We start from the raw sequence: 12,629 nt of genomic DNA, 5'->3' as shown, positions 1-12,629 counted from the left end.
CGGCGCCTTTCGAAAGCGAAGAGAACATGACCGCAACCACCGATCCCCGCCTCGTTCTGTTGCCCGCTGTCGACGTGGCCGGCGGCAAGGCCGTCCGCCTGGTCCAGGGGGCGGCCGGCAGCGAGACCGAGTACGGGTCCCCAATCGATGCCGCACACGGCTTCGAAGAGGCCGGCGCGGAATGGATCCACCTGGTCGACCTCGATGCCGCCTTCGGGCGCGGGTCGAACTACGAACTGCTCAAGCGGGTGACGAAGTCGGTCTCCCTGAAAGTGGAGATCTCCGGCGGGATCCGCGATACGGAGAGTCTGGAACGTGCCCTGGACACCGGCGCCGAGCGCGTCAACATCGGTACAGCGGCGCTGGAGAACCCCGCCTGGACCGCCGAGGTCATCAAGACCTATGGCGATACGGTGGCGATCGGCCTGGACGTCCGGGGGACCACCCTGGCCGCCCGCGGTTGGACCGAAGACGGGGGAGACCTGTGGGAGGTGCTCGACGGGCTGGAGGAAGCGGGCTGTGCGCGCTATGTGGTCACGGATGTGACCAAGGACGGCACCCTGCGCGGACCCAATGTCGATCTGCTGCGTCAGATCGCGGAGCGCACCGATAAGCCGGTCGTCGCCTCGGGCGGGATCTCCAGCCTGGACGATCTGCGTGCGCTGCGCGCACTGGTCGGACTGGGCGTCGACTCCGCGATCGTCGGCAAGGCACTGTACGCCGGCAAGTTCACCCTGGCCCAGGCCCTCGACGTGGCGGGGCGCCCGGCATGACGGACAAAGCCGCGGGCGTCGACGGTAACACCGCGGATTCCGCCGGCACCCCGTGGGCCGGCCGGGACTTGCACCCCAACCCCTTCTCCGGCGATACGGGGGAGGCGGACGCCGTTCTCGTCGACGCTCTGTGCGCCGTGACCCGGGATCCCTTCGATCCACGGCTGCACGTATCCGTCCTCGCAGCGCTGCGCGATACCCGGCTCTACGCCCCCGTGCTGCCGACCGCGGTGGAACATACGACCGACGAACACGGCTACGTCCACGACAATAAATCCGAAATGGCGATGGTGCTCCTGGCCTCGGAGGACGGCAGGCGCTGCGTTCCGTGCTTCACCGACATCCCGAGCCTCACCGCCTGGCACCCGCAGGCCAGGCCCGTACCGATCGAGGCCGAGCGCCTGTGCGCGGCGGCCGTCGAGGAGGGTGCGGAACTGGTCGTGCTCGACCCCGGCTCACCGCGTTCCTTCCTGCTGCGCAGGCCCGCCCTGTGGGCGTTCTTGAAACAGGAGCAGTGGCAGCCCGCCTGGGCCGATCCGAACACGGTGGCGGAATTGGGGCGAATCGCGCGTGAGACTCCCGGCCTGGACTGGATCGACTCCCTGGGCGTAGGTCCGGGGTCGGCCGGGCTCGTTGTGAGCGGTCCCGAGGTATCACTGCACGTGCGGGCGCTACGGCAGCCGAGTCAGGCGGAGCTGGGCTCCCTGCAGACGGCTCTGGCCGGCTCCCCGCAGATCGCCGAGGCCGCTGATTCCCTGACTCTGAGTCTCGAGTCCGCTTAACGGCCGGCCGGGGCCGGTCCTATCGGGACCCGGTCCGGTTCACCGGTGCCCGGCCGCACGGACCACTGCTTCGACGCGGTCCCCGGTCTCGGCGTCGATGCGCCGCAGATAGTCGAATGACCGGCTCAGCACCGGCTCGCTGACGCCGCAGAGCAGGTGCCCGGACACATTGCCGACAAGCCGGTCGCGCTGCTCATCGTCCATTACGGTGCGCACCAGTGTGTGGGCCTGCGCGAAGTCGGCGGCGGCTCGACCCGCTGCCGGGCTCCCCGCGGACTGGGCACCGACGAGCAGGTCCTCGGCCGCCAGCGGCTCCGCGGTACCCGGCACGACGCCGGGCAGGGTCCGATTGACCGGTAGAGCCGCGAAGTCGGCGCCGATGCGCTGCCGGTGCGAGAGCCCATAGGCACGGACCCTGGCCAGCAGGATCGGATCGGGGCTCAGCCCGGTTCCGGCCACCTGATTGGCCGGGGTGAAGGCCGCCTGTTCAACCTGTGTGAAGAAGTCGCGCGGGTTGCGGTCGAGTTCGAGGCGGCCCACCTCGTGCAGGGGGAACTCGGAGTGGGGCCACACGCGGGTCGGATCGAAGGGGTCGAAGTCGACTTCGGTCGCCCGCTGTTCGTCCATCACCTGAACCGACAGGGTCCAGCAGGGATAGTTCCCCGCGTTGATCGCCTGTGCCAGATCGCGCCGGTGGAAGTCGGCGTCGATGCCGGCCATCGCCTGCGCGTCGGCCTGTCCGAAGCCCTCATGGCCGTGGGCGGAGAGGAAGTCGGCCTTTTGCGCGGATTCGAAGTGGTACTTGACCCAGGATTTGCGGCCGTCGGCGGCGACCCATTGGAAGGTGTGCGTGCCGTAGCCGTTCTGTTCGCGCCAGGACCGCGGGATCCCGCGGTCGCCCATCAGATAGGCGACCTGGTGGGCCGTCTGTGGAGTGGCCGACCAGAAGTCCCACTGGGCGTCGTGGGAGTACAGCCCGGTTTCCGGATCGCGCAGGCCAGCGCGCATGAGCGCCCCGACTGCCGTCGTATCGCGCACGTAGTACACGGGGGAGTTGTTGCCGACGATGTCCAGGTTGCCGTCGGGACCGTAGAATTTCACGGCGAAGCCGCGCAGATCGCGCCAGGTATCCGGGGATCCCGGTTCGCCGAAGGTCGAGGAGAAGCGGGCCAGCACCTGGGTCCGGGCGCCGGGGGCGAAGACCTGGGCACGGGTCAGCGCGGAGACATCGCCGGTGACGGTGAACGTGCCGAGTGCTCCGCCGCCCTTGGCGTTGACCGACCGCCGCCGCGGGGTCGGCCGGGAGAGTCGCTCGATCAGATAGTGGTCCTGGAGGAGGATCGGTCCGGCCGGTCCGCTGAGAACCGAGGCACTGGGGACGTCCGATGCAAAAAGATCACGCACGCGTCCCAGGATAACGGGGGCGCGTGCGCGTGCAAGGAAGGTTGGGCGACCTAAACCGGGCTCGGGCCCGGGTTCGGTTCGCGGCTCACATAACGGGGCCGGTGAACTTCTCGCCCGGTCCCTTGCCGGGGGCATCGGGGATGGCCGAGGCCTCGCGGAAGGCCAACTGCAGACTGCGCAGTCCATCGCGCAGCGGGCGGGCGTGGGAATCGCTGACCTCGGGCGCGCCTGCGGTGATCAAGCCGGCCAGAGCGGTGATGAGCTTGCGGGCCTCGTCGAGGTCCATCAACTCCGCGCCCTTGACTCCGTCTGCGTCCTCGGCCAGCCCCACCTTGACCGCCGCTGCGCTCATCAGGTGGACGGCTGCCGAGGTGATGACCTCGACGGCCGCAACCTCGGCGATGTCGCGCATCGCGGTGCCGGCGGCCTGTTCCTCGGCGTTGGCTGCGGCGGCGCCGGACTCGGCATCCTGGGTCTCGAAGGAGAAATTCGTCTGTTCATTCATGGTCCAAGCTTCCCACACGGACCACTGCGCAGGTCCTCGGCCCCGTGGCCGCCCTCCGGTGTTGAAATGCAGGGGAGGGGAAGACGACGTCGAGTGAGATTCATGTGTGTGACGGAGTCGATGTGCAAATGCCGACGGATACGGGTACTATGGTCGTTAGTGCAAAGCGGAGCCCGCTCCCACCTTGACCGTTCAAGCGGTCGGGTACGAATTTTCACCACTGATGTGGTAATGCGTTGCAGCCCTCGGGTTGCAATCATAAGATTCCGGGCTCCCTTCGCATTGGTCGAAAGGGAGCCTTTCCTTTTGGCCCGAGTGATCTTTTTCTTGGAATGTTAGGAGCGAGCACATCAGCGAGCCGCGCATTAATGATCGGATCCGGGTGCCCGAGGTCCGCCTTGTCGGACCCAACGGTGAACAGGTCGGTATCGTCGCCATTCGTAAGGCGCTCGACCTCGCTCGCGAAGCCGATCTGGACCTCGTAGAGGTTGCCCCACAGGCGAAGCCCCCGGTGGCCAAGCTCATGGATTACGGCAAGTTCAAGTACGAGTCGGCCCAGAAGGCGCGCGAGGCCCGGAAGAATCAGGCCAATATGGCCCTGAAGGAAATCCGGTTCCGACTCAAGATCGATGCCCACGACTATGAGACCAAGAAGGGCCATGTCTCCCGGTTCCTGTCCGGTGGCGACAAGGTCAAGGTCATGATCATGTTCCGTGGACGCGAGCAGTCGCGGCCGGAGATGGGCATCAAACTGCTCAACCGCCTGGCCGAGGACGTATCGGATCTGGGAACCGTGGAGTCGTCCCCGCGTGTCGACGGCCGCAACATGGTCATGGTGATTGCACCACTGAAGTCCAAGGCGGATGCCAGGGCGGAGTCCCGTCAGGCCACCGCCGGAGCCAAGGGTTCGACGGCCGAGGTCAAATCGCGTCGTGAGCGCGAGGCCCAGGCGAAGGCCCAGGCAGACGCCGAGGCACGCAAGTCCAAGGCGGAATAATCGTCAAACCACGCGGTGGTGCCCTGCCGGGCACCATTGCGTCGGGGACCAGCCCCGTCGTTCACCCGACGGTGTCGATGTAAAGGAGAACGGCAACATGCCGAAGCAGAAGACCCACAGCGGCGCCAAGAAGCGCCTGCGCCTCACCGGCAGTGGCAAGGTCATGCGCGAACGCGTCAACAACCGCCACCTGGCCGAGCACAAGTCCTCGCGTCGCAAGCGCCGCCTGTCGCAGGACCAGGTCCTGGCGAAGGGCGATGCCAAAAAGGGCCTCAAGCTCTTGGGCAAGCGCTGAGTCTTTCCGAAAACTTTTTTCTTAAGGAGTACACGTGGCACGTGTGAAAAGGGCGGTCAACGCCAAGAAGAAGCGTCGGGTCATTCTCGACCGCGCCAGCGGCTACCGCGGACAGCGTTCGCGCCTGTACCGCAAGGCCAAGGAACAGGTCATCCATTCGCTGGTCTACAGCTACCGTGACCGTCGCGCCCGTAAGGGTGACTTCCGTCGCCTGTGGATCCAGCGCATCAATGCCGGAGCCCGCGCCAACGGCATGACCTACAACCGCTTCATTCAGGGCCTGAAGGCCGCGCAGGTCGAGGTCGACCGTCGTATGCTGGCCGAACTGGCCGTCAACGACGCCGCCACCTTCGCGAAGCTGGTCGCCGTGGCAAAGGCCGCGCTGCCCGCAGATGTGAACGCACCGAAGAACGCAGCCTGAGTCCGCTCAGCGCCAACGGTTTTTCATAGGGCCGGTAGGGGAGATCCCCTACCGGCCCTTTGTGTTGCCCGCTGCCCTCAGCTGAACTGTCGTCCGAAGTAGTAGGCCTGCACATCGCCCTTGGCATTGCCGCGCAGCAGCAGGTAGATCGGACAGGACTCGGAGTCGTCCGACGTGAACGTCTTGATCTCATCGGTGACGATGCCGCAGACGGTATCGCCCGGCCGGATGTCCTGCGCGCCGAGGCCCAACAGGGTCTTGCCATTGGCGAAGTAGTAGGTGCCGGTACCGTATTCCGAGTCGTCCACGGGATTGACGACCTCGCAGCTGTCGGCTTTGACGCCGGGACCGAATTGCACCGAGCGGACGGTCGGCGCGCCCTTCTCCTGGCCGTCCCCCAACACGGAGGAGAGCGTGTCCATCTGCTCCTTCGTCGCATGCTTCGTGGCATAGTCGTCGTCGCCGGTGCGCACCGCATCGAGGAAGCGCTGCACATCCTGGACCGCCGGTTTGCGCACCTGCTTGCCCTTGATTCCCAACACCCCGTCGACCATGTGCAGACCATCGGCACCGAGTCGGTAACTGTAGCGGGCGGTCCCCGACTTCTCGCAGCCGGTGCACGAGCCGTCTCCGTAGACTCCCACCGGCACACTCAGCTGGAGGTAGTCCCCGGTGGCCTTGACGGTCTCCAAATACAGTTTGGGCGCCCAGCCAAGCAGAGCCGGGGCATCGGCTCCTGCGAACTCGACGCTGCCCAGCGGTTTGCGCTCGGCGTCGTAGACGGCCAGCGAATCATAGGTGTAGTTCCCGCCGGGGTTACAGGTGAAGACCACCGCGGCGGCGGGCCCACCCGCCACTGTCATCGGCACGACCTTGGTCACTTCGGCGGCCTGATAGTCGACCGGCGCCCCGGCCGGATGGAATCGACCGCCGGACATGGTGACCTCGGTGAAGGGTTGGTCTGCTGCCCGGCGTGCGGCCTGCTCCGGATCGAGGTCCTCCTTGTAGTCGACGAACTCCTTGCACACGCTGGGGATCTGCAGTTTCCCCTGGGCGAAGGCCTTCTTGTCCAGTCGCTGGGGCCGGTCGGCCGTGCGCTGTTCGTCCGTGACGGTCTGCTCGGTGTCACCGCCGCGCTTGGCGAAATCGTAGACGAACATCATATCGGCGACCTTGACGTAGAGCTTGCTTCCGGAGACGCTGAACGACTTGGCATCCTTGACGGTTACTCGCCAGACCTCGGTGCCCTGCGGATCGCGGCCGACGATCGTATCGCCCTCGCGCGTGATCGTGGTGTCGTCGACGGTGATGTCCTCTGTGCCGGCACCCGTGGATCCGGTGTCGTCCCCGCCCGTGGCGGTGGAGTCGCCGGTGCGCAGGTCGATCGTCACACTGCCACAGTCGAGGTGGTCCTCGGCGAGTTTGCAATCCGAACGCTTGGTGCCCTGTTTGCGGGGAATGGGCGCGATCCAGTCGGGGCTGGGCGAATCGGGTGTCAGCTTCGCCACGGCATCGGAATCCTCCCCAGCCAGGAACAGATAGCCGGAGTCCTTCTCCGGCGGGACCAGACCCGAGGGGGCTGGCACCAGTGCATAGTCCTCCAGACCCGTCGTATCGACGCGGCCGGACGCCACCGGCGGCCGGTTGAAGTCCGCGGCGCCCAGATGTCGGAACAGCACGAACCCGCCGAGAGCCAGGACGAGCACGAGCACACCGGCACCGGCTCCCAGCAGGGCCGGCCGCAGCGCGCTCCGCCGGCTACCACCGGTGTTCACCGAACCGGGTGCGCCTGTCGGCGGGTCCTGTGGTGGCAGGGGAGGAACGGGTGGGGGTGGGGCCGAGGGCATGAAGGGCGCGGTCGGTCTGGGCTGGTCTGTGTCGCTCACATCACCTGTATATCAAATCACCGAATCTCATAGCATCGCCGTCGTCCCCGTCGGGGCCGCTAGGCTTGGACCATGACTTCTGACGAACCCGTCGCCCTGTATCCCGGCCTGCGCGGACCGGTCATCACCTCCCCGCAGTCCAAGCACCTGAAGGAGGCCGCGAAGCTGCACAAGCGCAGCTGGCGCAATAAGGCCCGCCGCTTCCTGATGGAGGGACCGCAGACCATTCGCGAGGCGCTGCGCCACCAGCTCGAACTCGCACCGGCGGCCGTCACGATTCCCACCGGACGGGACAAAGAGACCGGCGAGCCGATCTTCCCCAAGGGCGCGCCGCGCGGCTCGGTGGTGGATCTGTGGATCACCGCGGAGGCCGCGGAACGCCACACGGACATCCTGGGGCTTGCCAAGCAGGCGGACGTGCGCATCCACCAGGCGACGAAGGAGGCCCTGACAGAGGTCTCCGATACGGAGCACAGCCAGGGCCTGGTCGGCGTGGCCGAGCGCTTGGACGTCCCGCTGACCGACGTGGTGACCAAACAATCCAAACTGGTCATCGTGCTCAGCCAGGTGCGGGACCCCGGCAACGCCGGCACCGTGCTGCGCGTCGCGGACGCAGCGGGTGCCGATGGCATCGTCTTCACCTCGGCCAGCGTCGACGTGTACAACCCGAAGACGGTCCGCTCGACCGCCGGCTCTCTGTTCCACACCCCGGTCGTCACCGGGGTCGGACTGCCGGAGGTCACCGAACTGGCCCGTGCCCGCGGCATGCAGGTGCTGGCCGCCGACGCCCATCAGCCCGCCCACGATCTGCACGTGCCCTGGGACACCGGGCTGGACTTGACCCGGCCCACTGTCTGGGTCTTCGGCAACGAGGCCTGGGGTCTGCCCGAGGCCGACCGGGCACAGTGCGACGCCGCCGTGGCCATCCCGATCTACGGGCGGGCCGAAAGCCTCAACCTGGCCTCGGCGGCCAGTATCTGCATCTACGAATCGGCCAAGAACGTCCGCCTCTAGGCCACCGGTAGAATGACCCCTGACTGCACATTGAACGAAATCGTGAGAAAGAAGGCCGATGTCCGAGCATCTTGATCCGCTCGACGAGGCGGGCGTCACCGCCGCGGTGGAAGCCGCGCTCGCCGCATTCGCCCAAGCCGAGTCCCTGGACGACCTGAAACAGGCCAAGATCGATCATATGGGCGATAAGGCGCCGTTGGCGCTGGCGAACCGGTCCATCGGCAAGCTGGACAAGTCGCTCAAGGCCGCCGCGGGCAAGCTGGTGGGCTCGAGCCGCGGGCGCGTCTCGAAGGCCCTGGCCGCCCGCCAGCAGCAGCTCGAGGATGAACGCGACGCCCGTGTGCTGGTCAGCGAGGCGATCGACGTCACCGCGCCCACCAACCGGACTCCCGCGGGCTCGCGCCATCCGCTCCAGCAGCTGCAGGAGCAGATCGCCGATCACTTCGTGGGCCACGGCTGGGAAGTGGCCGAGGGACCCGAGGTCGAGAACGAATGGGTCAACTTCGACTCGCTGAACTTCGGACCGGATCATCCGGCCCGGCAGATGCAGGACACCTTCTTCGTCGATCCGGCCTCGGCGGGTCTGGTGCTGCGCACCCATACCTCCCCGGTCCAGTCGCGTTCCCTGCTCAACCGCGGTGTGCCGCTGTACGTCGTGTGCCCCGGCAAGACCTTCCGGACCGATGAACTCGATGCGACCCACACCCCGGTGTTCCACCAGGTCGAGGGCATCGCGATCGACAAGGGCCTGACCATGGCCCATCTGAAGGGTACGCTCGACGAATTCGCCCGCGCGATGTTCGGCCCCGAATCCACCACGCGCCTGCGGCCCAGCTTCTTCCCATTCACCGAGCCCAGCGCGGAAATGGACTTCTGGTTCCCCAATAAGGTCGGCGGACCCGGCTGGATCGAATGGGGTGGCTGCGGCATGGTCCACCCGAACGTGTTGCGCGCCGCCGGGATCGACCCCGACGTCTACCAGGGCTTCGCGTTCGGCATGGGCATCGAACGCACCCTCATGCTCAGAGAAGGTATCAACGATATGCACGATATGGTCGAGGGCGATATCCGCTTCTCGCACACCTTCGGAGGTGTCGCCTGATGCGCGTCTCCCTGGAATGGCTCTCCGAACTCGTCGACCTTTCCGGCGTCACCGATGCCAGGGAACTGGCGGCGGAGCTGGCCGGGATCGGCCTGGAGGAAGAGGACTTCTTCGGCCCCACCGTTACAGGTCCCCTGGTCGTCGCCCGCGTGCTCACCGCAGAACCCGAGAAGCACTCGAACGGCAAGACCGTCAACTGGTGCTCCGTCGATGTGGGCGAGGACGAACCGCGCGGGATCGTCTGCGGGGCGCACAACTTCGGCCCGGGCGACCTGGTCGTGGCCTGCCTGCCGGGTGCCGTGCTGCCCGGTGACTTCGCGATCGCCGCCCGCAAGACCTACGGCCACGTCTCCGACGGGATGATCTGCTCGGCCCGTGAGCTGGGCCTGGGCGAGGACCACGACGGCATCATCCGACTGGCCGACTGGGGCCTGGACGGGACCCCCGGCGATGATGCCAAAGCGCTGCTGGGGCTGGACAACACGGTGCTCGACGTCAACATCACCCCCGACCGCGGCTACCAGCTGTCGCTGCGCGGGGTGGCCAGGGAATTCGCCCTGCTGAAGAACCAGGAGTTCGCCGACCCCGCCGCCCTGGACACCTCCGACTTGTTGGCCGCCGCCGGCACCGGCTTCCCCGTCGAATTGGCCGACGAGGCCCCGATCCACGGGGTGCCCGGCTGCGACCGCCTGACCGCTCTGCGGGTCACCGGGATCGACGCCTCCGCGCGGACCCCCTACTGGATGGTCAAGCGGCTGCTCGACGAGGGCATGCGCCCCATCTCCCTGACCGTCGACGTGACGAACTACGTCATGCTCGAACTCGGCCAGCCCCTGCACGCCTACGACACCGCGAAACTGGGCGACAAACTGGTCGTGCGCCGCGCCCGCAAGGGTGAGAAGCTGACCACGCTCGACGACGTCAAGCGGAAGCTGGACCCCGAGGACCTGCTCATCACCGATGAGGGCGGTGCCGCGGGGGATACCCGCATCATCGGCCTGGCCGGTGTGATGGGCGGTGCCGCACTCCAGGTCACCGAGCAGACCACCGACATCCTGATCGAGGCCGCGCACTTCGATGCGGTGTCGATCGCCCGGACCGCGCGACGCCACAAGCTGCCCAGTGAGGCCGCGCGCAGGTTCGAACGCGGAGTCGACCCGTTCCTGGGGCCGACTGCCGCACTGCGCTGTGCGCTGTTGCTGGTCGAACTCGGTGGCGGGACGCTGAGCCATGATGTCACCGTGGCCGGCTCCGCCCCGAGCGAAGCGGTGCTGGACTTCGCGGTGGACGCCGCGGCCAAGCGCGTGGGCGTGGCCTACACGCCGGCCCAGGTGGTATCCGCGCTCGAATCCGTGGGCTGCCGCGTCGACGGGGTGGCCGAGGCCGCACAGCCGGGCGCGCTGCTGCGCGTCACGGTGCCGGGCTGGCGCCCCGATCTGAGCGCCTCGGAGGACCTGGTCGAGGAGGTCGTTCGGGTCAACGGCTATGACCAGGTCCCCTCGATCCTGCCGCAGGCACCCGGCGGCGCCGGGCTGACGCGGGCCCAGCGGACCCGTCGTGCGGTCTCGAACCTGCTGGCGGCCGCCGGGCTGACGGAGGTCCTGACCTATCCGTTCACCTCGGACAAGCGCAGCGATGCCGAACTCATCGACGCCGCCGACCCCCGCCGGGTCAACATCCGCCTAGCCAATCCGCTGGCCGAGGACAATCCGCTCATGCGCACGCACCTGCTGGCGACCCTGCCCGATGCGCTGGCCCGCAACCTGGGCCGCGGTTTCAAGGACGTCGCCCTGTTCGAGGCCGGACTGGTCACCACGCCACAGACCACCGCCCTGGCCCAGGGACTGAGCTTCCAGCCGGGCTATCACCCCGACGATGCCGAACTCGAGGCGATCTTCGCCTCGGTCCCGGCCCAGCCGTACCACTTCGCGGGCATCATCTCCGGACACGCTGAACTGCCCGGCGTCTGGGGCAAGGGCCGGCAGGCCGGAGCCCAGGACGTCATCGAACTGGTCCACCGGATTGCGGCCCTTATCGGCGTGCGTCCGGAGGTCGCGGCCGCGGAGTACGCCCCCTACCACCCCGGCCGCTGCGCCCGCTTCACCGGGGCCACCGGCGCCGTGCTGGGCCATGCGGGCGAACTGCACCCCAAGGTGTGCGAGAACCTGGGATTGCCCGCGCGCACCGTTGCCTTCGAAATCGACCTGGACGCGCTGCTGGCGCAGCCCACTGCCCGCGATTGGCACGGGGCCCTGTCGAGCTACCCGGTGTCCAGGCAGGACGTCGCCCTGCTGGTCGACGATACGGTGACCGTGGGCCAGTTGGCAGCGGCTCTGCGCGCCGGGGCCGGGGACGAGCTCGAATCCCTTGAACTGTTCGACGTCTACACCGGCGACCAGATCGCCCAGGGCAAGAAGTCCGTGGCCTTCCGGCTGACCTTCCGCGCCCACGATCGGACGCTGACCGCTGACGAGGCCTCCGCCCTGCGCGAGGCCGCGACCGCGGTGGCCGCGCAGCGTCACGGGGCCGAGGTCCGCGGCTGATGAGCGCGCAGCAGGCAGTCGGCCGCCAGGGTACGGCCGGGACGGAACACAGTGTGGACCTGGTGCTCATCACCGGTGGGGCCAGGGGAATCGGCCGCCATCTGGCCGAGGCCTTCGCCCGCGCCGGCTACACAGTGGTGCTCACCGCCACAGATGCCACCCGGGCGCAGGCCACGGCGGCCGAACTCGCGGCCGCGGCCGGGGCACCACAGCGGGTCTTCGGCTGTGGCCTCGACGTCGCCGATCCCGGATCCGTGACGGCGCTGCGAGAATCCCTGGAGGAGATCGCCGCGCGCACCGGTACCCGGCTGCGCGTGCTGGTGAACAACGCAGGGCGCATTGAGCCGAACGCGGGCCCCGTCTGGGAAGACGACCCGGCCGACCTGCTGGCCGTCGTCGCAGCGAACGTCGCGGGCCCCCTCCTGCTGGTCAACGCCCTGGCGCCGGTGCTGCTGGCCACCGCGGCCACTACCGGGGCCCCGGCGCGCATCATCGATCTCAATTCCGGTTCCGGTGCCCAGGGCACCGTCGAATACGCTGCGTATTCGGCCTCCAAGGCCGCCCTGTTCCGCCTGGCCGATTCGGTCGAACACTACGGGCACGAGCAGGGCCTGCGGATCTTCGAAATGGCACCGGGCGTGGTGCGCACGGAGATGACCTCTGCGATGTCGGTCCACGACGGACGCAGCGAGTGGACGGACCCACAGGCGGTGGCGGACCTGGCGCTGGCCTTTGCCTCCGGAGACCTCGACGCATGGTCGGGTCGCTATGTCCGCGCGGGCCTTGACACCCCTGAATCGCTGGCGGCCGCGTCACCGCAGGCCGGGCGGCGACTGCTGCGCGTGGACATGTAGATCCTGACTCGGAATCCCCTGACCGTATGCCAGGCACCGGACGGTGCACGATC

The 12,629-nt window shown here is 67.7% G+C and carries 12 protein-coding genes; 9 read left to right on the top strand and 3 right to left on the bottom strand.

Annotation, left to right across the window (positions count from 1 at the left end):
- Nucleotides 1-26: 26 nt before the first annotated feature.
- Together priA and NQ038_RS04670 are read left to right on the top strand one after the other, a co-directional pair.
- The gene (gene priA / locus NQ038_RS04675; RefSeq protein ID WP_257047532.1) at nucleotides 27-773 is read left to right on the top strand and encodes a bifunctional 1-(5-phosphoribosyl)-5-((5-phosphoribosylamino)methylideneamino)imidazole-4-carboxamide isomerase/phosphoribosylanthranilate isomerase PriA; all 747 of its coding nucleotides are present in this window, start codon (nucleotides 27-29) and stop codon (nucleotides 771-773) included.
- Nucleotides 770-1,555, top strand: a complete 786-nt coding sequence (locus NQ038_RS04670) for an SseB family protein (RefSeq protein ID WP_257047533.1) — start codon at nucleotides 770-772, stop codon at nucleotides 1,553-1,555. Before priA ends, NQ038_RS04670 begins: the two co-directional genes overlap by 4 nt.
- Nucleotides 1,556-1,594: 39 nt before the next feature.
- Here NQ038_RS04670 and NQ038_RS04665 read toward each other — a convergent pair whose 3' ends face one another.
- Nucleotides 1,595-2,959: a catalase gene (locus NQ038_RS04665; protein ID WP_257047534.1), complete on the bottom strand. Its 1,365-nt coding sequence runs from the start codon at nucleotides 2,957-2,959 to the stop codon at nucleotides 1,595-1,597.
- A gap of 85 nt (nucleotides 2,960-3,044) precedes the next feature.
- Entirely contained in the window at nucleotides 3,045-3,371 is a 327-nt protein-coding gene (locus NQ038_RS04660) for a DUF1844 domain-containing protein (RefSeq protein ID WP_257059684.1), read from the bottom strand.
- 475 nt (nucleotides 3,372-3,846) lie between these two features.
- Between NQ038_RS04660 and infC the strand changes: the two genes are divergently transcribed.
- From infC to rplT, 3 genes are all read left to right on the top strand, one after another.
- Nucleotides 3,847-4,461, top strand: a complete 615-nt coding sequence (gene infC, locus NQ038_RS04655; protein ID WP_373456782.1) for a translation initiation factor IF-3 — start codon at nucleotides 3,847-3,849, stop codon at nucleotides 4,459-4,461.
- A gap of 97 nt (nucleotides 4,462-4,558) precedes the next feature.
- Nucleotides 4,559-4,756, top strand: coding sequence for a 50S ribosomal protein L35 (rpmI, locus tag NQ038_RS04650; protein WP_257047535.1), 198 nt, complete (start codon nucleotides 4,559-4,561; stop codon nucleotides 4,754-4,756).
- Between the two features lie 34 nt (nucleotides 4,757-4,790).
- Complete coding sequence (gene rplT, locus NQ038_RS04645) at nucleotides 4,791-5,177, top strand: 50S ribosomal protein L20 (RefSeq protein WP_257047536.1); 387 nt, start codon at nucleotides 4,791-4,793, stop codon at nucleotides 5,175-5,177.
- Between the two features lie 77 nt (nucleotides 5,178-5,254).
- Here the strand turns inward: rplT and NQ038_RS04640 are convergent, their stop codons facing one another.
- Complete coding sequence (locus tag NQ038_RS04640) at nucleotides 5,255-7,063, bottom strand: hypothetical protein (protein WP_257059683.1); 1,809 nt, start codon at nucleotides 7,061-7,063, stop codon at nucleotides 5,255-5,257.
- A gap of 72 nt (nucleotides 7,064-7,135) precedes the next feature.
- Between NQ038_RS04640 and NQ038_RS04635 the strand changes: the two genes are divergently transcribed.
- Genes NQ038_RS04635 through NQ038_RS04620 form a run of 4 tightly spaced genes read left to right on the top strand, consistent with a single transcriptional unit; the run spans nucleotide 7,136 to nucleotide 12,576 of the window.
- On the top strand, nucleotides 7,136-8,077 hold the full coding sequence (locus NQ038_RS04635) for an RNA methyltransferase (protein ID WP_257047539.1): 942 nt from the start codon (nucleotides 7,136-7,138) through the stop codon (nucleotides 8,075-8,077).
- Between the two features lie 58 nt (nucleotides 8,078-8,135).
- Nucleotides 8,136-9,179, top strand: a complete 1,044-nt coding sequence (gene pheS, locus NQ038_RS04630; protein WP_257047540.1) for a phenylalanine--tRNA ligase subunit alpha — start codon at nucleotides 8,136-8,138, stop codon at nucleotides 9,177-9,179.
- Nucleotides 9,179-11,722, top strand: coding sequence for a phenylalanine--tRNA ligase subunit beta (gene pheT, locus NQ038_RS04625; protein ID WP_257059681.1), 2,544 nt, complete (start codon nucleotides 9,179-9,181; stop codon nucleotides 11,720-11,722). The genes pheS and pheT overlap by 1 nt, the downstream gene beginning before the upstream one ends.
- Complete coding sequence (locus NQ038_RS04620) at nucleotides 11,722-12,576, top strand: SDR family oxidoreductase (protein ID WP_257047543.1); 855 nt, start codon at nucleotides 11,722-11,724, stop codon at nucleotides 12,574-12,576. The genes pheT and NQ038_RS04620 overlap by 1 nt, the downstream gene beginning before the upstream one ends.
- The last annotated feature ends 53 nt before the right edge of the window (nucleotides 12,577-12,629 follow it).

It is taken from the genome of Brevibacterium sp. 50QC2O2, assembly GCF_024580675.1.
In the GTDB taxonomy this organism is placed as follows: Bacteria; Actinomycetota; Actinomycetes; order Actinomycetales; family Brevibacteriaceae; genus Brevibacterium; species Brevibacterium moorei.
The sequence above is the reverse complement of the archived record's forward strand: the minus strand, read 5'-3'. Positions and strand labels throughout refer to the sequence as shown.

What these genes read in the sequence shown, in the direction of transcription:
- priA (WP_257047532.1), top strand. Translation starts at nt 27, where the DNA reads ATGACCGCAACCACCGATCCCCGCCTCGTTCTGTTGCCCGCTGTCGAC.
- NQ038_RS04670 (WP_257047533.1), top strand. Translation starts at nt 770, where the DNA reads ATGACGGACAAAGCCGCGGGCGTCGACGGTAACACCGCGGATTCCGCC.
- NQ038_RS04660 (WP_257059684.1), bottom strand. Translation starts at nt 3,371, where the DNA reads ATGCGCGACATCGCCGAGGTTGCGGCCGTCGAGGTCATCACCTCGGCA.
- rpmI (WP_257047535.1), top strand. Translation starts at nt 4,559, where the DNA reads ATGCCGAAGCAGAAGACCCACAGCGGCGCCAAGAAGCGCCTGCGCCTC.
- NQ038_RS04635 (WP_257047539.1), top strand. Translation starts at nt 7,136, where the DNA reads ATGACTTCTGACGAACCCGTCGCCCTGTATCCCGGCCTGCGCGGACCG.
- pheS (WP_257047540.1), top strand. Translation starts at nt 8,136, where the DNA reads ATGTCCGAGCATCTTGATCCGCTCGACGAGGCGGGCGTCACCGCCGCG.
- pheT (WP_257059681.1), top strand. Translation starts at nt 9,179, where the DNA reads ATGCGCGTCTCCCTGGAATGGCTCTCCGAACTCGTCGACCTTTCCGGC.
- NQ038_RS04620 (WP_257047543.1), top strand. Translation starts at nt 11,722, where the DNA reads ATGAGCGCGCAGCAGGCAGTCGGCCGCCAGGGTACGGCCGGGACGGAA.